23 protein-coding genes are annotated in these 19,782 nt (G+C 63.4%); 13 read left to right on the top strand and 10 right to left on the bottom strand.

The features are described 5' to 3' along the window. Positions 1 to 7 precede the first annotated feature (7 nt). From AC1L34_RS15885 to AC1L34_RS15870, 4 genes are read left to right on the top strand one after another with little or no spacing between them, the layout of a single operon-like run. A complete protein-coding gene (locus tag AC1L34_RS15885) occupies positions 8 to 415 on the top strand; it encodes a helix-turn-helix domain-containing protein (protein ID WP_424296935.1) in 408 nt (135 codons plus the stop codon). Continuing rightward, the gene (locus tag AC1L34_RS15880) at positions 416 to 1,414 is read left to right on the top strand and encodes a hypothetical protein (RefSeq protein ID WP_480034905.1); all 999 of its coding nucleotides are present in this window, start codon (positions 416 to 418) and stop codon (positions 1,412 to 1,414) included. A 5-nt stretch (positions 1,415 to 1,419) separates the two neighbouring features. After that, complete coding sequence (locus tag AC1L34_RS15875) at positions 1,420 to 1,947, top strand: ImmA/IrrE family metallo-endopeptidase (protein WP_480034904.1); 528 nt, start codon at positions 1,420 to 1,422, stop codon at positions 1,945 to 1,947. Beyond that, positions 1,944 to 2,900 (top strand): hypothetical protein, encoded by a 957-nt coding sequence (locus tag AC1L34_RS15870; RefSeq protein ID WP_480034903.1) that lies wholly within the window; start codon positions 1,944 to 1,946, stop codon positions 2,898 to 2,900. Before AC1L34_RS15875 ends, AC1L34_RS15870 begins: the two co-directional genes overlap by 4 nt. Here the strand turns inward: AC1L34_RS15870 and AC1L34_RS15865 are convergent. Then, entirely contained in the window at positions 2,897 to 3,559 is a 663-nt protein-coding gene (locus AC1L34_RS15865; protein WP_424296928.1) for a hypothetical protein, read from the bottom strand. The genes AC1L34_RS15870 and AC1L34_RS15865 overlap by 4 nt on opposite strands. A 608-nt stretch (positions 3,560 to 4,167) precedes the next feature. Here AC1L34_RS15865 and AC1L34_RS15860 point away from each other — a divergent pair. After that, entirely contained in the window at positions 4,168 to 5,250 is a 1,083-nt protein-coding gene (locus AC1L34_RS15860; protein ID WP_424296926.1) for an ATP-binding protein, read from the top strand. A 19-nt stretch (positions 5,251 to 5,269) separates the two neighbouring features. After that, entirely contained in the window at positions 5,270 to 5,920 is a 651-nt protein-coding gene (locus tag AC1L34_RS15855) for an NAD(P)H-binding protein (RefSeq protein WP_424296924.1), read from the top strand. Positions 5,921 to 5,989: 69 nt separating this feature from the next. Here AC1L34_RS15855 and AC1L34_RS15850 read toward each other — a convergent pair whose 3' ends face one another. The 3 genes from AC1L34_RS15850 to AC1L34_RS15840 form a co-directional block, all read right to left on the bottom strand. Next, positions 5,990 to 6,397 (bottom strand): DUF7144 family membrane protein, encoded by a 408-nt coding sequence (locus tag AC1L34_RS15850; RefSeq protein WP_424296922.1) that lies wholly within the window; start codon positions 6,395 to 6,397, stop codon positions 5,990 to 5,992. 128 nt (positions 6,398 to 6,525) lie between these two features. Continuing rightward, the gene (locus tag AC1L34_RS15845; protein WP_424321814.1) at positions 6,526 to 6,765 is read right to left on the bottom strand and encodes an SHOCT domain-containing protein; all 240 of its coding nucleotides are present in this window, start codon (positions 6,763 to 6,765) and stop codon (positions 6,526 to 6,528) included. A 163-nt stretch (positions 6,766 to 6,928) separates the two neighbouring features. Further along, on the bottom strand, positions 6,929 to 7,390 hold the full coding sequence (locus tag AC1L34_RS15840; protein WP_424294082.1) for a DUF6325 family protein: 462 nt from the start codon (positions 7,388 to 7,390) through the stop codon (positions 6,929 to 6,931). A 128-nt stretch (positions 7,391 to 7,518) separates the two neighbouring features. Here AC1L34_RS15840 and AC1L34_RS15835 point away from each other — a divergent pair, with 128 nt between their 5' ends. Continuing rightward, a complete protein-coding gene (locus AC1L34_RS15835) occupies positions 7,519 to 8,145 on the top strand; it encodes a TetR/AcrR family transcriptional regulator (protein ID WP_424294083.1) in 627 nt (208 codons plus the stop codon). Here AC1L34_RS15835 and AC1L34_RS15830 read toward each other — a convergent pair. The 3 genes from AC1L34_RS15830 to AC1L34_RS15820 form a co-directional block, all read right to left on the bottom strand. Then, a complete protein-coding gene (locus tag AC1L34_RS15830; protein WP_424321816.1) occupies positions 8,142 to 9,356 on the bottom strand; it encodes an oxygenase MpaB family protein in 1,215 nt (404 codons plus the stop codon). The genes AC1L34_RS15835 and AC1L34_RS15830 overlap by 4 nt on opposite strands. 176 nt (positions 9,357 to 9,532) lie before the next feature. Further along, a complete protein-coding gene (locus AC1L34_RS15825) occupies positions 9,533 to 10,210 on the bottom strand; it encodes a potassium channel family protein (RefSeq protein WP_480034902.1) in 678 nt (225 codons plus the stop codon). 10 nt (positions 10,211 to 10,220) lie between these two features. Further along, entirely contained in the window at positions 10,221 to 11,609 is a 1,389-nt protein-coding gene (locus AC1L34_RS15820; protein WP_480034901.1) for a TrkH family potassium uptake protein, read from the bottom strand. Positions 11,610 to 11,640: 31 nt separating this feature from the next. Here AC1L34_RS15820 and AC1L34_RS15815 point away from each other — a divergent pair, with 31 nt between their 5' ends. Further along, positions 11,641 to 12,489, top strand: a complete 849-nt coding sequence (locus AC1L34_RS15815; RefSeq protein ID WP_480034900.1) for an LLM class flavin-dependent oxidoreductase — start codon at positions 11,641 to 11,643, stop codon at positions 12,487 to 12,489. Between the two features lie 14 nt (positions 12,490 to 12,503). Here AC1L34_RS15815 and AC1L34_RS15810 read toward each other — a convergent pair whose 3' ends face one another. Further along, entirely contained in the window at positions 12,504 to 14,381 is a 1,878-nt protein-coding gene (locus AC1L34_RS15810) for an alkyl/aryl-sulfatase (RefSeq protein ID WP_480034899.1), read from the bottom strand. 141 nt (positions 14,382 to 14,522) lie between these two features. On the opposite strand from AC1L34_RS15810, the gene AC1L34_RS15805 reads away from it, so the two are divergent. The 5 genes from AC1L34_RS15805 (at position 14,523) to AC1L34_RS15785 (ending at position 18,454) form a co-directional block, all read left to right on the top strand. Beyond that, the gene (locus AC1L34_RS15805; RefSeq protein WP_424296228.1) at positions 14,523 to 15,113 is read left to right on the top strand and encodes a DUF4203 domain-containing protein; all 591 of its coding nucleotides are present in this window, start codon (positions 14,523 to 14,525) and stop codon (positions 15,111 to 15,113) included. A 51-nt stretch (positions 15,114 to 15,164) separates the two neighbouring features. Beyond that, on the top strand, positions 15,165 to 16,085 hold the full coding sequence (locus tag AC1L34_RS15800) for a TIGR03564 family F420-dependent LLM class oxidoreductase (RefSeq protein WP_424296230.1): 921 nt from the start codon (positions 15,165 to 15,167) through the stop codon (positions 16,083 to 16,085). A 61-nt stretch (positions 16,086 to 16,146) separates the two neighbouring features. After that, positions 16,147 to 16,614 (top strand): ABC transporter substrate-binding protein, encoded by a 468-nt coding sequence (locus AC1L34_RS15795; protein WP_480034898.1) that lies wholly within the window; start codon positions 16,147 to 16,149, stop codon positions 16,612 to 16,614. Then, positions 16,593 to 17,111: an ABC transporter substrate-binding protein gene (locus AC1L34_RS15790; protein WP_480034897.1), complete on the top strand. Its 519-nt coding sequence runs from the start codon at positions 16,593 to 16,595 to the stop codon at positions 17,109 to 17,111. Before AC1L34_RS15795 ends, AC1L34_RS15790 begins: the two co-directional genes overlap by 22 nt. Before the next feature lie 104 nt (positions 17,112 to 17,215). Then, positions 17,216 to 18,454, top strand: coding sequence for a SagB family peptide dehydrogenase (locus tag AC1L34_RS15785; protein ID WP_480034896.1), 1,239 nt, complete (start codon positions 17,216 to 17,218; stop codon positions 18,452 to 18,454). Here the strand turns inward: AC1L34_RS15785 and AC1L34_RS15780 are convergent. Together AC1L34_RS15780 and AC1L34_RS15775 are read right to left on the bottom strand one after the other, a co-directional pair. Continuing rightward, positions 18,444 to 19,253 (bottom strand): hypothetical protein, encoded by an 810-nt coding sequence (locus AC1L34_RS15780; protein ID WP_424296236.1) that lies wholly within the window; start codon positions 19,251 to 19,253, stop codon positions 18,444 to 18,446. The two genes, AC1L34_RS15785 and AC1L34_RS15780, sit on opposite strands and share 11 nt — an antisense overlap. Positions 19,254 to 19,404: 151 nt before the next feature. Further along, the gene (locus tag AC1L34_RS15775) at positions 19,405 to 19,746 is read right to left on the bottom strand and encodes a DUF1801 domain-containing protein (protein WP_424296238.1); all 342 of its coding nucleotides are present in this window, start codon (positions 19,744 to 19,746) and stop codon (positions 19,405 to 19,407) included. Positions 19,747 to 19,782: the final 36 nt, after the last annotated feature.

The raw sequence follows: 19,782 nt of genomic DNA, 5'->3' as shown, positions 1-19,782 counted from the left end.
AGGCACGATGGACGAAGGTTTTGCAGGGCGGCTCAATAAGCTGTTCGAAACGGTGCACCCGCCTGGCCGCAGGCCGCATACCAATGCGGAAGTCGCGGCCACCTTGTCGTCGGAAGGCCACCGGATCTCCAAGCCGTACCTCTCCCAGTTGCGCAACGGCCACCGTACAAATCCGTCGCCGGACACCATCGCCGCGCTCGCCCGTTTCTTCAAGGTGAAGCCCGACTACTTCTACGACGACGTCTACGCCGCCCGCATCGACCACGACCTCGAATTGCTTTCGCAATTGCGCGGGCACGGCCTGCGTCGACTTTCGAGCCGCGCGTTCGATCTGTCCGCCGAGTCTCAGGAAATGCTCGCGACCATGGCCGAAAAGCTGCGCCGCGGCGAAGGACTCCCGGAAAGCCCCGAGTAGTTGCCACGTAGACCCCTGCGTGGTGCACCTTCGCGTACCGCGCGCACCCTCGGTGCGGCCGCCATTGCGCTCGGCACCCTCTCTGCGTCGTTGGTGTTGACCTCGACGGTGTCCGCCGCACCGGCATGCGGCTTGGCGTGTGCAGACGACGGCGGCGACACCGCACGCCACCACCCCACGCATACGACACACCCGACCCATCCAACTCATCCGACGCACACCCACACCACACGTCCGGAAACAACCGCAACCGATCCCACTACAACGGATCCCACGGCGACGGACACCACGACCGACACGACCGACACCACGCCGACGGACACTTCACCGACGGACTCCACCCCGACCGACACCACACCAACCGATCCCACAACGACGGATCCCACAGTGCCGGACACGACGTCAACCACCACTAGCCCCACAGGCCCAACCACGCAGCCCAGCACAGGCGGAGGCATCACCGGCGGTGGCGCTATCGGGGGTGGCACTACCGGGGGTTCCCAACCCAACCTCGGCGGCGGTGGAGGTGGCAGCGGATCGCCCTATCCGACCATCGAAGTTCCGGTGGCCCCCAACCTGCCCCAGGCACCAACTTCGCCCGGATCCCCCAATGCTCCCGGCACCCCAAACGCTCCCGGCAACCCGAGTTCTCCGGGGTCGCCAGCGCAGAACCAGGCCCCGAAACAAGCGCAGCGACCAAACTCCGCTGCGAACCCTGTACCGGCCAATCCCGCTAACCCCGCAAATCCGGCCCCGAACTCCGCCAACGCTGTTCGCGATAGCGCCCAAGAGTCGTCGAACACCGAGACACAGCAGGCCGTCGCAGCCGCCGCGTCTAACGGCCCCACCGCCGGTCAGCTCGGCGCCGCCGCGGGTGGCGTCGCCGGGATGCTGTTGGTCGGAACCGCTTCTGGCGCAGTAACTCTCCGCAGCGCCAGGGCAGCTCGAGTCCGCGTCAATGCCGCGCGTGCCGAGTTCCTGAGCCCGACGGAGCGTTAATCCCAATGGCCACACAGAATCGCTCGAACACGCCACGTCGCTCACATCGACGAGTCCACGCCGCAGTCGATGCCGTTCTCGACGTGGCCTCGCAGAAACACGCGAACTCCCTCGAAGAGATCGTCTACGCGGTCGGCGAAAGTCGGCGCCGAGACATCAAGGTGACAGTCGACGACCTCGCCCCCGGCGTGTGGGGGCAACGCCGCGAATACGACAGTTACGACGAGATAATTCTTGCCAAGTCACTACCCAGCGAAGCCCGAACGCTGGCCCACGAGTTGGGGCACATCGTCTTTCGTCACCCTGGCAACAGCACCGACTCGGCGACAGAGGCCGCCGAAGACGATCTGATCGCCTACATGCTCGGCCTCACGTCCAGTGACTCCGACACCGAACCACTATCGGCTTCCGAGTTAGCCCTGCAGGAGTGGGAAGCCGAAGCGTTCGCCGCGCAACTCCTCCAACGACTCAGCCACCTGGACCGAAGCAACACTTGGCGGCCAATGCTGCGGTACGACGAGGCCCTCGGTTGACCGGCCTCACCTGGGTAATCGCCGCCCTGTGCGCCGCGGCAGTCGGGGCCCGGCTCGGCCGACTGACGATCCGACCGCCGTCGTTGGCCCGCAGTTCCGTCGCGGTAGCCGCAATCGCCATGACCGCTGCAGCCGCAGTCCGTACGCCCACCGTCGCCGTCGTGATTTCGCCGAACGACGGCAGCCTGGCGACCCGCGTTTTCATCGGCTGTTGGGTGGTGGTGTCCGCAGCAACCGCGCTCATTGCCGCCGCCGCGTGGCCGCGCGTGAGCCGTCGCACGCTCACGATCGCCACCGTGCTCATTCCGCTGGCAGCAGTCGCCGATCTGATCGCGATCACCGTGACCGACAACATCGCCGTCGGATCGTGGTTTATCGTGGCGGTCGGCGTCTTTGCCCTGGTGGTAGGCCTGCGCTATATCGCCTGGAATCCACTGGGCCGCGCCATCGCCGGCTACCTGGCTGGCCTATTGGTGGTGGTCGCGATCCTCCTGGCAAACCCGTCCAGCACCGATCCGACAAACCCGTGGTGGGCCATCGCAATCATCATCTTGAGCCTCGCTTGCTGCTCGGTGATGATCGAATCCTGGTTCAGCGCGTCCGCAGTACTCCGCCAAACCAGTGCACTGTGGAACACACTCCTCGCCTCACACCCGGAGTTGGTCGAAGCCGATTATCAGTCGACAGTCACCGTGTTGAAGGCCGACGATCGCGTCTCACAGATCCTCGACGGCCTGTATCTGCACGCCGGAGCGGGACTGGTCCCCATGGGAAACATTGATACCGAGCTCAGCCCCCAGGCCCGCGCCCAGACGATTGCCGGCTGGCTACGCGGACCCGAAGGAACGCCGGTGGAGAGTGATCTACTGACGACGCCGCCCGGCCTCTCCGATCGTCGCTGGGTGCGAATGATCGCGAGCGAATACGACCGAGCGGCGTCGACGACGACCTAGGTGGTAGCGCTTGCCGGTACTGCTGCGCGACGCTCTGCCGAGGCGACTCCACGCCGCGGCGGCCGCTCGGTGACGAGCCCGTACATGGGACGGCCTTCCCACTCCCTGGTGTCGAAGACCATCGCGCCCCAACCGCGCACAAACCAGTCCCGCACGTGCGACGACCCCGTCCAGCAGTAGAACGGGCGATCGTTCTCGTGGCAGAAGTCCTCGACCTTTACGGTCATGTCGTAAAGCATCGGGCCGCCGCGATACTTAGGTTCGACGACGCTGAGAACGCAGCAAACCGCGTCTTCTACCGGAAGCGGGAGCGGCTGGGTGGTCCACAGGTTGGCCAGGCGCTCGCGGAGCCCCGGAGTTTGCGCGGCGACAGCTACATCGGCCGGGGTGATCGGCGGTTGCCCATCTGGCGACAAGTTGACGTCGTGGGGCTGCCACACGAGGACGCCAACCAGGCGCCCTTCCTCGCGGGCCCCGACTACACAGCCGACGCGCTGCAATGGACGCAGGAGTAGTTCCGCCAACCACTCGCACTTTTCCTCGTCGTCGACGTGTTCGCCGAGCAACCACTGGTAGAGGGGAATTTCAGCGACGCCTCTGGCGATGAGCTTCACCGCGGCATCCACGTTTGCGTCGTCGAGGGTAAAGATTTCAGGCATGGAAAGCCTCCTAAGGGGAGGTGGGAGGGTTTGCAACACAAATGAGTTTGGGCCGCCTCCGAAGTACGGAGACGGCCCAACTCAGTCTTTAACGACTGCGACTAATCGCTCGAGCCGCCGGTCAGTGCGTCGATGATCGGTCCGAGGAAGTCGATTTCCAAGCGGATGGGACCGTCAGCCATGATGTGCTTCTTTCTCTAAGGGGAGGGTACTGCGAACAAGTAGTAGAGATTTTGTTCGCACGAACAAACGAACCTTGTCGCTTGAACGCACTACTCATATTGCTCGAAGATGTAGCCCGGGTCACACCTGGGCGTTACCTAACCGTTATGTTCTAAACGTCCGATTCTGACTGTTTTGCAATGTGTCCTGTCGCTCGAAAATTACCGACACACAGGACATTTCGACCCGGAGTGGCCCGTTTGGTGTCACCCAAACTGGGGCCCTGTCGAATGAGCCGCAACCCGCGTTATCGGGACATGGGACATATCGGACAGCATGATTTAGATGTTTGCAGAGCTCGCACCAACCAGACCACCGAGGCCGGGCGCACTGTGAGTACCAGACGAGAAGCACGTCACACGACAGACGACTACTAAACTTCAGCCATGGCTTCTGAACTACCCATCGGCACGCATCTCGATTCCGACAGTCCCGCCAATCTGCGCGCGGAAAAACTCAACCGCCATACCTTCTGGTGCGGCCAGAGTGGTTCCGGCAAGACCTATTCACTAGGCGTGATGCTGGAACAGATCCTCCTCAACACGAAACTGCCGATCGTGGTTTTCGACCCCAACTCCGACTTTGTGCGTCTCGGCGAGATCCGGGACGACGCGACGCCGGCGGCGGCCGCCGAGCTCGCCCAACGGTCCGTTCACGTACTGCACTCCAAGCCCGGCGATGGCCAGCAATTGCGGGTGAGGTTCGTCGACATGGACATCCGGTCGCGGGCCGCAGTGCTCAAACTCGACCCGATCCACGACGCCGCCGAATACAACACCATGCTTCGCGTCCGCGACATTGAACTACCCGCCCGGGGGGAACCCCTGGTCGACCTCCTACGGAACAGCGACGATCCGGCCTTCCATTCCATCGCCCGTCGAATTGAGAACCTCGGCGTCGTCGAGTGGGATATGTGGGCGTACGACGACCAGGACGTCACGGCCGTGGTGCATTCCCGACCGGATGCGACGATCGTCGACCTCGGCTCGTTTGAAGTGAAAGAACAGATGCAGACCGCGGCCCTGGCCGTGCTGGACGACCTGTGGGCGCATCGGCACGACCGCATCGGACGGCTCATCGTGATCGATGAGGCCCACAATCTGTGTTCCCCCAGCCCGGGCACACCGTTGGAGCACTTGCTGACCGACCGGATCGTCCAGATTGCCGCCGAGGGCCGCAAGTACGGGCTGTGGTTGCTGCTTTCGACGCAACGACCGTCAAAGGTGCATCCGAATGCCCTTTCACAGTGCGACAACCTCGCCCTGATGCGGATGAGTTCGGCGCACGACCTCGAAGACCTCGCCCGGACCTTCGGCTACGCCCCCAGTGAACTCCTCGACCGGGCGATGACGTTTGGCCAAGGGCAGGCGTTGTTCGCTGGCGGTTTCACGGCAGAACCACAGTTAGTGCAGGTTGGCACCCGCCTGACGCACGAGGGCGGCTCGGACGTCGCGGTGCCGCTGCGCTAACGGGAGTACGGTCGACGCCATGGCTGACATCATTATTTTTGGCGGTCACGGCAAGGTCGCTCTACTGCTGGCACCGCTCATGATTGAGCGAGGCGACACCGTCACGTCCGTGATCCGAAACCCCGCCCACGCTGATGAGGTCGCCGCCACGGGCGCGACCCCGCTTGTCCTCGACGTCGAAACGGCCACCCAGCAGCAACTGGCGGCAGCCATCGCGGGCTTCGATGCCGTGGTCTTTAGTGCGGGGGCCGGGGGCGGCAATCCCGCACGCACCTATGCCGTCGACCGAGATGCGGCCATCAGGTCGATGCGGGCGACGCTCGACGCTGGCGTCCGCCGGTACCTCATGGTGTCGTACCTGGGCGCTGGACCAGATCACGGAGTCCCCGACGACAATTCGTTCTTCGCCTATGCCGAAGCCAAGGCCGCAGCCGATACCGCGCTGCGGGCGACCGACCTCGACTGGACCATCCTGATGCCGGGGGCGCTGACCCTAGACGAGCCGTCGGGACTCATCGATCCGACAGCTCAACGCGCCCCGGGCAATGCTGGCACGTCCCGAGCCAACGTCGCCTTGGTTGCCGCGGCGGCACTCCATGCCCCCGCGACAATCCACACCGATATCCCCTTTACCGACGGGTCGGTCCCGATCGCCGACGTTGTGAAGTAGAGAATGTGGTGAGGCAAAAACAACGCTCGACCCGCGGCGCGGGTCGAGCGTTGTTTTTTCGTTGCGCTGCTACGCAGCGCGCCAGGTCGAGACCGCCCAGATGATGATGACGTCGATAGCGATGATCAGGATCGACCACCACGGGTAGTACGGCAGCCAGAGGAAGTTCGCGATGATCGAAATCGATGCGATGACGATCGCCGCGACCCGTGCCCAAGTTGCCCCGGCAATCATTCCGCATGCAATCGCGATGGCGATGGCACCGATGATGATGTGAATCCAGCCCCAGCCGGTTAGGTCCACCGAGAACACGTAGTTCAGTGTGGGAACAAACAACTCGTCTTTGGCTACGGCCGAGATGCCCTGGAGTACTCCAAGGATGCCGCCGACAAACAGCAGCATTGCCGCCGCGAAGGTGGCGCCGCCAGCGATTCCCTGCTTGACAGGGCTTAGCTCACGGTTGTCGGGAGAGGACATGACGTGCTCCGATCAGTGAGATGAACATGGTCGCCTACTATCTTCCCCTTGTGTCACTCCAGTATCGCCCGCTTCGAGTGATTTGCTCCCAAAATCTTCACTCCACCGCGGCAGCTAAGCCGACAACATTAGCCGAGGAGCTTAGCTTTTGCCGCCGCGAATTCTTCAGCGGTCAGCAGCCCCTGCGTGTGCAGTTCGCCGAGCTTCGACAATTCCGCAATCAGGTCCGACGAGCCGCCAGCCGCCGACTGCGGTGCCGGCTGCTGCTGTGCGAACTGTTGTTGCTGGGCTTGCTGTTGCGCGTACTGCTGCTCGGCAATGTACTGCTGCTGCGCTTGTTGCTGAGCCTGCTCTTGCCGACGGTTCATCTGTCGGTTTTGCACAGCCCCGGCGGTGCCGGTGACAACAGCGGTCCGGGCCGCTAGTCCAATAAGGCCAGGTCGACCATTTCTTCTAATCACGATCATTTCCCTTCAGCGACGACAATTGTCGTCGACGGCTCTTTCAGAACGGTGAGCGGTACAACCGCAGTTATTCTCCGGTCTGAAGCTCGGCTTCGTCCATCGCCACAATTTCATTCACGATGGTGGCTGGAATACGTTCGACGGCAACAACTTCCGCACCGCTTGCGGCAAGCCGATGAGCGAGGTCGCGGGCCCACACCAATTCGAACGCCACGATAGCGGCAGCGGCACCGGGTTCCAGATCCGCCGCCAGGAGGTCGATGTCCTCGTTGCTGGTGAGGCCCGGAACCACGAGTTCCACGTTGAGATCTTCAAGACCGCCCGCGTCGAGTTCGAGTTCTTGAATCTCAACAACACCGGAGTCGGTCTTCTTGACCGTCACGAAGTCGACCACCCGGATTACGCCAGCGCGCACTTGCTGCACCAATGCCGCGATCACGTCGGGTGCTGCCGCCCCGTCTGGCAGCGTGACGAGATTCAACTCGACCGGCCCCAACGTGCCCGAACCGGCAACAGACTTCTCGACCATGCTGCGTTCCCCTCGTCGTACAGAGTTTCTGTGCCACTTACACTATGACACCGAACTCCGACATTTCTGTGTCGGCGCGGAATCAACTATGAGTCCGCAGCAGAGCGCTGGCCACTAGGATTGGCCCGATGGCTTCCACCACTGCACCGCGACAGCGCGCCGAGCATCTCGGCCCGGAACGTCGTCGACCCCAAATTCTCGACGCCGCACTGGATATCGCTGTGTCAGAAGGGGTTTCGGCAGTTACTGTCGCCTCCGTCGCCGAGCGGCTGAACGTTACCAGGCCCGTCATCTATACGTGCTTCGCAAACCGTGTCGAGATGATCGCCGAGTTAGTGAAGCGCGAGGAGAACCGACTCAAATTATCGGTGATGGCCGTCTTGCATAACCGCGCCGCCGACGCCGACGCCTCGGTCTTCATCGACGGATTCCGCGCACTGTTGGAGACCGTCGCCGATCAGCCAAACACGTGGCGGCTGGTGTACGGCTCCCCAGATTCGGAGGTCGCCGAATTCTTTGGCCGCGGCCGCGCCGCCGCTTTTGAACGCTGCATGAAGCTACTGCGCCCGACCCTCGTCGCCTGGGGAATGTCCGACGAAGACGTCAACAAGAAGCTGTATCCCCTCGTGGAATTGTGGGTTTCGGCCAGCGAGGCCGCCGTCCGCACCCTTCTGTCCGGCCCCGAGTGGACGCCAGACGACCTCGCCGAATTCCTCGGCAACAGCGTGTACCAGGCGTTGCGGACGGCGATTTAGCGCCGCAGGGCTTTTGTGGCGTCGAACTGCTCTTCGCGCTGGCCCATGTGCCAGGCGTGCCAACGACGCCAGCGCCGCATGGACCCGCGCTGCCACCACTCGTCGACGGCGGGGCTGACGCGGCGTGCAAGTTCGACGCCCACAATAAACGGGGTGCGCAGGAACAGAATGGCCAGTCCCGGAAGTCCGCTCGGGAGGCGGTAGTCGCGGCGATTCCACGGGAGCATAAAGAGTCGCGTGTACCCGGCCTGCAGGTGCAGATGAAACTTGGCGCGCAGGCGCGCGACGCCGCGAACGCTCGGCGCTGGCTCAAACGAGGGCACAAACGATTCGACGAGTTCGGCACCGAGCGAGCCGGAATCGTGCTTGCGGGTCGCGTCGAAGTAGTAGAGCAACCGCAAGCCGTCGCGGTAGGTGGTCGGATACATGTCGTCGACGCTGCAGCCCACCAGGTGTCCGAGGTAGCGGTTGTAGTGCAGAACGGCGCGGACCTCGGCGGGGCTGGTGAGGAAACCCAGTCCCATCAGCCCGAATGCCGGTCCCACACTGCCGCCGAGGAGGGTCAGCATCATTTCGCTTTGGCTGATCGGCAGTCCGTGCGCTTTCGCATCCCATTCCGGATGGGAGGCCACCCGCGCGCGAACCGACACGTGCATCACGCGGACCTTCAGCGACAGTTCACGCGCCTTGGACCCCGGTGTTAGGACGGCGCCGGGCTGGCACACTTCCAGCCACCACTTGCTGGTCTCGAGGTAGCGGTTCAGTGCACTGCTTCCGGCGTAACCGCCAGCCAACGACAGCGGGACGGCAAGGGACCCTTCGGTGTAGGTGTCCATGGTTCCGGCGTTGCCGACCGCGCCCATGTTGTAGCCCCACCGGCGCCAGACTGCCGCCCCCTGCTCAATGAGGTCGGGATCGAGCCAGTCGGGGATGGTTTCAAATTCGTTGAACAGGGCGCGCATGGATTCGGGGGCGTCGGGCACCTTGTCGATCCCGACGCGGAGCGCTTCGTCGAGCATTGCCGCTGCTGCCGCACCCCCCATCTCGCCGTGGTAGGTCTCGGCGACAAACGCTTCGGCGGTCGGATCACCGGCGGTCTGTCCCGCCTGGAACGCTGCGCGGACGTCGTCCGTCGGAAACAATTCGACGCGCGTGGCCCGCTTAACTCGATCCCGCAGCCGCTGATGCCCCGGCGATACCGTCAGTTCCATTGCCCGCTCCCCTCATCTCCCCTGAGACTACTTGACAAGATCGTCTCACTCCGCCCTTCCACGAAACCCGTCCCGGCTGTTCTCGCATGATGCGTCGATTCCCGCACTATGTCGGACATAGTGCGGGAATCGACGCATCATGCGAGAACGGGAGGAGCGGAGCGACGAACCCGGGGTTAGTCGCGGGCGGCGAAGCGGGCGAGGGCGCGACGACGGCCCGCGACGATCAGGGTGTCGCTCGCGCGAATCACGTGATCAAGGCCGACGAAAGTGAACTCGTCGTCGCCGTGTTTCGCGGCAACAATCGTGACCTCGTGATCGGTGCGCACATTGCTATCCCGAAGGTTGACGCCAACGAGGTTCTGCGGCGCAGGGACCTTGGCCATCGCGAAGTGCTCGTCGAACTCCACATAGTCGAGCATGTGGCGGTCCATCACCAAGTGCGCGACGCGCTCACCCATCTCGTGTTCGGGAAGCACCACATGGTGGGCGCCAAGCCGCTCCAAGATCCGCGCATGCTGTCGAGACGTGGCCTTGACCCACACGTCGGTGCACCCGGCGTCGAGCAGAGCCGACGTTGTCAGGACACTGGCCTCCAGATAGGTGCCAATTCCGACGACGACGTGATCGAAGGTTTCCACACTGAGTTGCGCCAACGCACGCGCATCTGTGGAGTCAACCACCGCCGCGCTCGACAAATCGTCGGCATAGCGCTGGACAAGCGCAGGGTCGGAATCCATACCCAACACCTCGACGCCTTGCTTCACCAACTCGGCCGCCAGGGAAGCCCCAAACCGCCCCAGTCCAATCACAGCAACCCGCTGTTCGTCGCGGCGTGCGCCTTTTCTAGTCAACCGACTTCTCCTAACCAACGATCGGCCGCTCTTCTGGTCGTTCAAAACGTCGGACGCGCTCGCGCAGTGCCAGCGCTGACGCCAGCGTAATTGGCCCTAATCGACCAAGAAGCATCAATGCCACCAACAACAGTTGCCCCGATGCCGGGATGCTGGCAGTAATGCCCGTCGACAGTCCGACCGTCGCGAACGCGGAGACCGTTTCAACGAGGATCTGGTCGAGGCTAAAAGGCGTGAGGGCCTGCAGCAGCAAGGTCACCGACATGACGGCTCCGACGCCAAGCAGTGCGACGGTGACCGCCTGCCGTTGCACGTCGGGGGCAATCCGCCGCTTCATCGCGTGCACGCTGGGTTCACCGCGAATCTCGCTGAGAATCACGTAGCCGAGGATCGCGAAAGTCGTGACCTTGATGCCACCGGCGGTGCCGCCGCTGCCGCCACCGATAAACATGAGGATGTCGGTCACCAAGAGCGATCCCGGCGTCATGGCACCCACGTCAATACTGTTGAAGCCTGCGGTCCTGGGTGAGAGTCCGGCGAACATTCCGCCGAGCAGTTTGTCCGAGATCGACAGCGGACCAAGGGTTCCCGCGTTGTTCCACTCCGACGCCGTGAGCACCACAATTCCGATGACGGCGAGGGCCGCGTACACGATGAGCGTCATCCGGACGTGCAGCGAAAACCACGGTCTGGCGGGTGCGGCGGAGGTCCGATCGGTCACCCTCAGTCGGGCACGACGCCAGGCCCGACGAAGTTCGTAGAGGACGGGGAAACCGAGACCGCCGATCACTAATCCGGCAGCGAGCGGCACGATAATCCACGGGTCACCGACGAAACCCATCACGTTGTCGCTGAAGAGCGCGAAACCGGCATTGTTGAACGCCGAAACGGCATGGAACACCCCGAGATACGCCGCACGACCGGGACTGTCGGAGTAGCCAACCCAGAATCGGATCGCGAGCACCACGGCAATCACTGCCTCCACGACGAGGCTCGTGCCGATCACCCGCAAGATGACTTTGCGGCCGTCACCGAACTCGACGGACTTTGTTTCGACCTGCGCTGCCATCTGCATCCGCAACCCCACCTTGCGTACCACCAGCAAGCCGAGCAGGGTCGCCAGCGTCATTACGCCGAGACCGCCGATCTGAATCAGTAGCAGGATCACCACTTCGCCGAACGTTGACCAGTGTGTTGCCGTGTCGACCACGGTCAAGCCGGTCACGCAGGTCGCCGAGGTAGCGGTGAAAAGTGCCGCCACGAATTCGGTTCGGGTGCCGTCGGCCGAGGCGACCGGCAACGACAGCAGCACCGTCCCGACCAGGATGACGACGATGAATCCCATCGCGATGAGCCGTGGCGGTCGTAGCGCCGGACGGCGGCCTCTGGCTCGCAACATTCCTAGACACTACGACAGCTATTGTCGCTACATGCGATTCGGCGTTTGTCTTCTTCCCGACATGTCTTGGCCGACCGCGCGCCCCCTGTGGCAACGTGCGGAGGAGATGGGGTTCCACCACGCCTGGACCTACGACCACCTCGTGTGGGGCGGCCTCCCTAACTCGCGGTGGTTCTCGTGTATTCCGACGTTGACGGCGGCGGCATGTGCGACGTCGACGATTGCCCTTGGCACCTACGTGATTTCGCCGAACTTCCGGTCGCCGGTCGCGTTCTCGCGGGAGGTCCAGACGCTCGTCGACATTTCCAATGGCCGGCTGATTCTGGGGTTGGGGGTGGGCGGCAGTCCCGACGACCGGATTCTCGGCAGCCCGCAATTGTCTGCCGGGCAGCGCGTCGACCGGTTCCAGGAGTTCACCACCTTGCTCGACCTCACGCTGCGTGCGGATCACGTCGACGCCGACGGCCCCTTTTTCGCCGCGAACGACATGCGCTTGGTCGGCGGCGAGGTCCGCTCACGCGTCCCATTTGTGTTGGCGGGCAACGGCCCTCGCTCTGTGCGGTTTGCCGCACGCCACGGCGACGGGTGGCTCACCATGGGCCCGCAAACCGATTCGCTCGACGAGTGGTTCGACGTGATCGGACGCAATCATGCGCTGCTGGCGGCGACTGCGGAGTCCGCTGGTCGCCCAACCCCGGACTCGTATCTGAACTTGAACTCCTCGCCCGTCAACCCGCTCGAGTCAGTCGGCCGGTACGACGACATGTGCGGCCGCGCTGAACAATTGGGCTTCACCGATGCGATCGTGCACTGGCCGCGCGACACCGAACCGTATCGGGGCGACGTCACCGTCTTGGATCAGATCGCCGAACGCCGGTGAGTACTCACTGATTCTCACGGCACGACGATGTTGAACGCCGGGTCGCCAGCCACAACCAAGCCCATGAGACGCGGCAACGTGGCGGTATCACCGGCCACGTCGATTCCCGGTGAGGTCCCATCGCCTGCCAGCCTCGCGAGCAGCCTCGCCTTGGTGGTGGTGACGGTGGCGTCAGCCGGTCCGTCCTTTTCAATCCGCACCCGATGCACCAGCACACCGTTGCGCAAGACCAGGCGATAAGTCTCGTCTAATTCGGTGAACACCACGTCGATCGCGAGTCGTTCATCCCAGGCGCGGGGCCCGTCGATCGAGATGGCGATTGAGTCGAAGATCTGTGCGGGCGTCAACTGGGCCATCACCTCGGGGGAACTGGTAGCCGTCGGAGTTCCGAAGTTTCGGCCCCGCAGTTCCGTCGCGCCCGACAGGAAGAAGTTGCGCCAGGTGCCGTTCTCAATGCCGTACGCCATCTGGTCTAGCGTGTTCGCGTAGAGAACTCGAGCAGCCTCGTGGTTGGCGTCGACAAAGACCGCGTGGTCGAGCAGCGTTGCCGCCCAACGGTAGTCCCCGTCGTCGTACGCTTGCTGCGCCAAGTCGACGACGCGATCGAGTCCGCCCATCGCCGCCACGTAGCGCGTCGCCTCGTTCGCTGGCGTATGCGGCCACAGTCGGGCCGGGTTGCCGTCGAACCAACCCATGTACCGCTGGTAGATGGCCTTCACGTTGTGGCTGACCGAGCCGTAGTAGCCGCGGACGTACCAAGCATTCTCAAGTTCGGGCGGCAGTTGAATTTGCTCGGCGATCTCCGTCCCCGTGTAGCCAGCGTTGATCATCCGCACTGTCTGATCGTGCAGGTAGGCGTACATGTCGCGCTGCACGTTGAGGAACTCGGTGATGTTGTCACCTCCCCATGTGGGCCAATGGTGCGGGGAAAAGATGACGTCGGTGCGGTCGGCAAAAGTGTCGATGGCCTCGGTCAAGTAGCCAGCCCACGCGTGCGGGTCGCGGACCACTGCGCCGCGCAGGGTCAGCAGATTGTGCAGGGTGTGGCAGGCGTTCTCGGCGATGCAGAGTGCTTTGTATCGGGGGAAGTAGATGTGCATTTCGGCCGGAGCCTCGGTGCCCGGGGCCATCTGGAATTCCATCTCCACGCCGTCGACGGTCACCGTCTGGCCGGTGGTGGTGATGTCGATGGTCGGAGGGATGAGCCCCGCCACGCCGAGTGAAGGAGATTGGCCGAGACCGGCACCTACGTGCCCGGTCTCACCTGGCTCGAGGGCGGCACCGTACATGTAGCCAGCGCGCCGGGCCATTGCCGTTCCGGCATAAACGTTTTCGGCAATGGCGTGCTCCAGAAAGCCCTCCGGCGCAATGACCGGGACATCTCCCGCATCCACGGCGGCCTGATCCACCACACCGAGCACGCCACCGAAATGGTCGACGTGGCAGTGCGTGTAGATGACGGCCTTCACCGGACGGTCGCCGCGGTGCTCGCGGTACAGGTTCAACGCCGCTGCTGCCGGTTCACGCGTGGTGAGCGTGTCGAGAATGATGACGCCCTGGTCCCCCTCAATGAAGGTCATATTTGACAGGTCCAGACCGCGTACCTGGTACAGACCCGGAACTACCTCATACAGGCCCTGCATCGATGCCAGCCGCGATTGACGCCACAGGCTTGGATGAACGGTCTCCGGCGCGGCCTCCTTGTCGAGGAACGCGTAGGCGTCGATATTCCAAACAACTTTGCCGTCGGCGTTGCGCACCACGCCAGGTTCCAGCTTCGCAATCAGCCCGCGCGCGGCATCGTCGAAGTCCCGAGTGTCGTCGAACGGCATCGACTCGAGCGCACTCCGATGAGCAGCCTGGACGTATTCGCTTGCCTCAGGTTGGTTCATGTCTCACTCCTCTGGCCTGTGACAGTGTTACAGGGGACTTTTCACTATCTCCCCTTCACGGCAAACGTTTTTCGAACAATTCACGGACGCTTTTGGTAACCCGACTAGGCTGAGCAACAACCAATTCCGAAAGGCCGGACCATGTTTGACGCAAACGGGCTCGTGATTCTCGCCGTCGGCGCGTTCCTCTGTTTTTACGGGGTGCGGTCGGTGAATCTTGGCGTCATCGCCGCCGGCTTCGGGCTCGGGTGGATGATCACCAGCCTGTTCAATGCGAGCGCACTAACCATGTTGTTGTTCGGCCTCGTCGGTGCCGTCGTTTCGTGGGTGGTGTGCTCGCTGATTTTCCGGTCGGCGGCATTCGTCGTTGGCGGCCTAACCGGTGCCGTCGCGGGCGCTCGCCTCGCCGACCTGGTGCAACCCGGCCAAAGTTCGTGGGCGGCCAGTGCCATCATCATCGTCGCCATTGCCGTGGCCACCGCGTTTATCGCCGACAAGTACCGGGCCCGCGCCCTGCTGTGGCTCACCTCCATCGGCGGCGCCAGCATGATGTTGGTCGGCATCGGGCGGACGTTCGAAGCTCTCAACTGGATCGACAACCCCGATTCGACGCCAGCCACCATTACCTCCAACGCGATCTGGGTGGCTCTAGCCGTAGCCGGATGGATTCTGCAGCGACGCCTGTTTGCCGATCGTCTCGGCATCAAGCCACGCGAGCGCGCAGCGGCCTAGTATCAGAAACTGCGGGGATCAACCGCCAGCCTCAAGCACAGGAGCATTCCCATGCAGATCAGTGTCGTCTGGACCATCAACGCCCGCACCGCCTCCGTCGATCGAGCCATCGAAAATCTGGCGGAGATCGCCGAAGAAGGCTTCACCCGCGTGTGGTGCACACAGATGCCGAATGAGCCCGACGCCCTGACCATGCTGACCGTGGCAGGTTGGGAGGTGCCGGAGATCGAGTTCGGCACCAGCGTTCTCCCCATGCAGGTGCAGCACCCAATGCTGTTGGCCCAGCGCGCGTTAACCACCAACGCAGTGATCGGCCCGCGCCTGCATCTGGGGTTGGGCCTCAGTCACCAGGTGGTCACCGAGGGCATGTGGGGCGTCTCGTACAAAAAGCCCATCCAGCGCACCAACGAATACCTCGACGGCCTGCTCCCCCTACTGCGCGGCGAAAAGGTCAACAGCGGCGGTGACCTCATCACCACTCGCGGATCACTCACCATGGACGATATCGATGTCCCACCCGTCTATCTGGCAGCGCTCGGGCCAAAAATGCTGGGGATCGCAGGCAGCCGGACGTCGGGCACTGTCACCTGGATGACCGGCCCAAAGACGTTGCGCGACCACATTGTTCCGACGTTGCGGGCGGCGGCGGTCGGTGCTGGGCGCGCCGAGTCCGACGTTCGGACCGTCGCCATGCTGCCGGTTTCCGTGACCGACAACGTCGACGGTGCCCGCGCCGCCGCGGGCGAGCAATTCGCGATGTACGACAACTTGCCGTCGTACAAGGCGATGCTCGACCGCGAAGGCTTCACCGGTCCCGCCGACGCCGCCATCATCGGCGACGAGGCGACGGTGGCCGAGCAGATTCGTCAGCTTGGCGAGTTCGGTGTGGACGAGTTTGTCGGCATCCTCTTCGACCGCGACGCCGAGGTCCGCGCCCGCACGCGCGCACTGCTGCGCACCCTACATCCCTAACCAAGCCTCCTCTTACCTTGGTTAGGTAAGGCTACGTTATGCTTCACGGATGAAGTTGCCGATGAAGTCTCTGCTATCCCTTCTCGCCGGGCTGATGGTCGTAGTGTTTGCCGCTACCGCGTGCAGTCCGCCCGCCGAGGAAGAAGCCTCCGGCGGACCGATCCAGGTCAACACCGCGAACGGGCCGGTGACCATCGATGGAACACCAAAACGGATCGTCACCTTGGGTGCACAATGGATCGACACCGCCCTCGCGTTCGGCGTGAAGCCCGTCGCCTACCTCGACAACATTGCGATCCTCACCGGCAAGCCATCACCGTGGGTCGACAATCAACTCGACGGTTCGACGGCCCTCGACCCCGAGAACTTGGTCGCCGAAATCGCCAAGGCCGACCCGGACCTCATCTTGGCAGAGGGCTACATGCCGACGTCACAGCCGGAGAATTTCGAAAAGATCCGCAAGATCGCCCCGACCATCCCCGGCGTCACCGGCAAGCAAGTAGATCCGTGGCAAGACCTGTCACTTTGATGGGCACCCTGGTGCGCCAACCAGAGAAGGCCACTGAAATCACCGACGGCGTGAACGCCAAGATCGCCAAGGTCAAGAAGGATCTCCCGGGACTCGCGGGCAAGACCTACGCGATGGCCTACCTGTACTCGTCCGACCAGATTCAGGTGATGGCCGATCCCAACGATGGTGCCGCCTACCTGTTCAACGAGCTCGGCATGAAGGTGGCGCCGAAACTGCTCGCGCAGTTTGAGAAGACGAAGAACCCGCGGTTCCCGATCTCCACCGAGAACGTTCCGATGCTCGAGAGCAACCTCCTCATCGTCACCGCAACCACGCCCGCACTCTCGAAAGCGCTACCCAAACTGCCTGGCTACAGCGACTTGTCGGCGGTCAAGAGTGGTGCGGTCGCGCAACTGTCCGTCGCCGACATCAGCGGACTCAATCAACCGTCCGCGCTGGCGATTCCGTACTTGCTCGACGAGTTGGCACCGCAATTCGAGAAGGCGGCAAAATAATCCGCACCCGCTACTCGTGGACGCCGGGGGCCAACGCCATTCTGGGTGCCCCCGGCCACGCGACCATCCTCCCCGGCAAGCAGCAACTGACCGGCCTGGTACCGATGCAGGGCGGACTCCTGAAGGCACTCAACGCCGGGCCGGTTACGGTGGACGCTTCCGCACCCCCACCTGCGACTGAACTGCTTTCCCGATTGCTAACCTCCGGCGCCTTGCAACTGACGGTGATGCGCGACGACGTCGAACTGTATTCGTTGCGTCCCTTCCGGGCCGCGTCGTCACCTCAACCCGACGCTGGTCCCGGCACCGGCGTGCTGTCCCGGTTCACGATCCTGCGCCGCGATGGCGATGACTTCGTCGCCGAGAATCCGCTCTCTTGGTGCGATGTGGTGGTGCACGATCCGCGGGTCGCCGCCGCCATCTCCGGGCATGAGGCCAGCTCAGACTTTGCCTCCCACTTGTGGTCGGACCTGTTGTGGACCGGTCACGCGGTGGCCGACGCCCGTAGCGAATCCGACGAGTTCACCACGGCCTCATGGAGTCCGCACGAGCTGTGGTTCCATCGTCGGAGCACCGTTGGTGATCGCGGCACCAGCTGGGCGCACTTCGGCCCAACACGGTGGGCCGACGGTAAGTTCCCACCTATCCCGGCGGTACCCGAACTGTTCCCCGCAGCGGCGGTCGAACTGCCGTCTCCCGATCTTGACCGCCTCTCATTGTCGGATGTCCCGCTGAGCCAGGTAATGGAGTCGCGGGTGTCGACGCGTCATTTCGACGACGCCTCGCCGATCACCGCCACCGAACTTGGCGAGCTTCTCTACCGTTGCGCGCGCACGCGCGAAGTCCGGACCATTGAAAAGCCCGGGACCGCCCTCACCGAACTGCCCTCGCGTCCCTACCCTTCGGGCGGCTCGATCTATGAGCTCGAGGTGTATCCGGTGATCCGGAATGCCGACGGCATCCCGGCGGGGATGTACCACTACGACTCCATCGAGCATGCCTTGCGGTTGGTGGCCGATCGCGATGATCCCGCCGTACAACGACTCTTGGCCCCCGCCGCCCTGACGTTGGCCGACGGCGAACTGCCGCAAGTGATGCTGGTTCTCGCGGCCCGCGTCGGACGGATTATGTGGACGTACGAGCAGATGCCGTTCGCCGTTATTTTGAAGCATGTCGGCGTACTCACCCAGTCGCTGTACCTGACCGCGACGGCAATGGGCCTCGGAGGTGTGGCACAGGGCTACGGCGACACCGCCGCCTTCGCCGCCGCCACCGGCCGGAACGAACTCACCGAATGCAATGTCGGAACGTTTGTGGTGGGTCGGCCGCGCGCTACCGCGTAAACACGTAAGTGTCATTCACGAACCCGCTGGCAGAGCCGGAGAATGCGACGCCGGAAGCTGTTCGGCTCCCCAGCACCTGGTGCAGGAGCGTTCCCTTTTCGACGGTGAGCACACCGGTACCGGCCGCTGGCGTACCAATTCGCAGGTTCGAGTTGGTGGTGACGACATACTTACCGTCGGAGTTCTTGGCCCACAGCTGGTAGACGACACCGGGATTCGGGACATCGACCCCCGGCGGCAGCAAGAACGGCGTGGTCTCGGCGCGCACCGATGTGGGCGCGAGGTTGCCACTTGCTGACGCCCACATCACGCGCGGTACCGCAGACGACTTACCCCGGTCGAGGCTGATGTCGGTCAGTTCGGTCGGGTATCCGGCGCCAGCTTTCAGCTCCGACAGCACGCGGCTGGTGTCGAGTTGCGACAGCATGAAGATGTTCTCGGTGACGATGTTCGGCAGTTGCCGCGACTGCGCCTTGCGCGGCGGCACAATCGACAACGCAGCCTCCGACAACTTGAATCGTCCGATGTTGCGGCCGTTGACCTTTGCCCCCGCGCATTGCGCTGTCTCCACCAGCAGCGTCGGGCTGTCGGTTAGTCGGAATCCGCTGGGCAGGACCGCCTGCGCGCGAGCCTTCTGCGCTGGCGTCAGGGTAATCGTGAGCCCAAGATTCTCGCAGTGGTGCGAGGCGACGGTCGCGATCTTCTTCGCGGCTGGCGCGGCCTCGGCCACCGCGGCGCCGCTCGTCGAGATTGCTACGGCGGCAATGGCAGCGCCGATCGCCATGGTTGTGCGTCGCACTGCGTCCCCTGACCGATTGAAGATGTTTAACCGAGTTGGCCTGGCGAGATCGTATCCCGGGCGGGGTGCGGCGCTGCCACGGGGTTGACCGCCAACGTTGTCGACATCATGCCCGGAAAATCAGCTAAATGTAGGCAACGTTGTGGGCCGGCTACCCCTGGTTCAGGGCAACTGCGGCCTGGATCAGCGACGTGAACGCATCCGCGTCGAGGCGATCGTTTTCCTCGGTGTCGATAGCGCGGCGCACGCCCTTACCGCCGGTGTCGATAAACAGGCCTTGCGGGTCGGGCAGGGCCCCGCCCTTCGCGAACGTGACCTTGACCTTCGCCTTGTAGGTCTCGACCGTGCAGATCAGGCCGTCGAGTGAAAACGTCGGAACCCCATCGGGATTCGACGCCTTCTTCCACTTCGCTTCTTCGACGACGCCGGGCGCGGCCTGGTTGATCAGCGACCGGATCTCGTCGACGCGTGCCACGCGCCAATCAGTACTCATGGGGTCATGCTAGTCGTCTGCCACCATCGTGTTCTG

It is taken from the genome of Gordonia sp. 34D (assembly GCF_056682775.1).
Note: the sequence above shows the minus strand (reverse complement) of the source record. Positions and strands in the feature narration are given on the sequence as shown.